Origin of the sequence: Variovorax glucosi (assembly GCF_051216695.1) — a bacterium.
Lineage (GTDB): Bacteria > Pseudomonadota > Gammaproteobacteria > Burkholderiales > Burkholderiaceae_C > Variovorax.
This window is the reverse complement of sequence record NZ_JBPJZE010000381.1, coordinates 1-1048: the sequence shown is the minus strand read 5'-3', so window position 1 is coordinate 1048 and position 1048 is coordinate 1. Positions and strand designations below refer to the sequence as shown.

Annotated in this window: 1 protein-coding gene and 1 pseudogene; both read left to right on the top strand. The window is 62.7% G+C overall.

Features of this window, described 5'->3' with window-relative positions; genetic code table 11:
• On the top strand, window positions 1-644 hold a 644-nt coding region (locus tag ACSFA3_RS25850; RefSeq protein WP_435508164.1), incomplete at its 5' end, for a tyrosine-type recombinase/integrase.
• Between the two features lie 123 nt (window positions 645-767).
• Window positions 768-968, top strand: a pseudogene (locus ACSFA3_RS25845) (transposase domain-containing protein); the annotation flags it as partial.
• Window positions 969-1048: the final 80 nt, after the last annotated feature.

Below are 1048 nucleotides of genomic sequence, written 5' to 3'. Positions count from 1 at the left end.
TCGATCGCAAGATGGTGGGCTTCGTCCCCAGGGAGCAGATGCTCGCCTTGATCGATGCGCCGAGCGACACCTGGATCGGCCAGCGAGATCGCCTGATGTTCGCGCTGATGTTCAACACTGGGGCTCGAGTCTCGGAGATCCTAGGCGTTCGGGTGGCAGACGTTGTACTCGGCCCGACGTCAAGCATCCGGCTGCACGGCAAAGGGCGCAAGCAGCGCTCGTTGCCGCTGTGGAAGACCGCTGCCAAAGCGGTGCGGGATTGGCTCCACCTGAACCCACAGCTTCAGGCCGACTCGCCGCTGCTGGCGCGCCGCGACGGCAAGCCCATGACGCGGGCCAACGTCGCTCAGCGCCTGAAACTCGCCGTGCAAATCGCCTCCGGCAAGTACCCCGACCTGATCAACATGTCTGTGTCGCCGCACCTAATTCGGCACGCCACCGCAATGTGCTTGCTCCAGTCGGGCGCCGACCCGTGCGAGATTGCCTTGTGGCTCGGACACGAGAGTCCAGCGACAACACACATGTACGTCGAGGCGGACCTGGCGATGAAGGAGCGGGCATTGGCGCGCCTGACGACACCGCGGGTGAAACCCACGACGTACCGTCCGCCCAAGGCCCTGCTGGCGTTCCTGCAGGCACTGTGATTATGCAAAGCCATCATGGGCGCAAGCTCTTCCCTGTCCCTCGGCCTGATTGCAGTATCGACATCCCGACTTCGCATAAAAGCGCACTTCGCATTACGGCGTTCATGAACATAAGAGCATGAACGCCGCAGCTGGTTGTTCGCCGACACCGTGCGCGGTGCCAACGCGAGCGCCAATCTCTATTCGCTGATCGAGACCGCCAAGGCCAACAACATCGAGCCCTATCGGTATCTCGTCGCGCTGTTCAAGAAGCTGCCGCTGGCGCAGACGGTCGACGACTACGAGGCGCTGCTGCCCTGGAACCTTGAACTCGGCGGCGCGTAGGCCGTCCTGCGCGCATCGGCTCTGACACCACGCGCAAGGGCGTGGTTTATTGACTGCTTACGGCGTGATGGACTCGATCA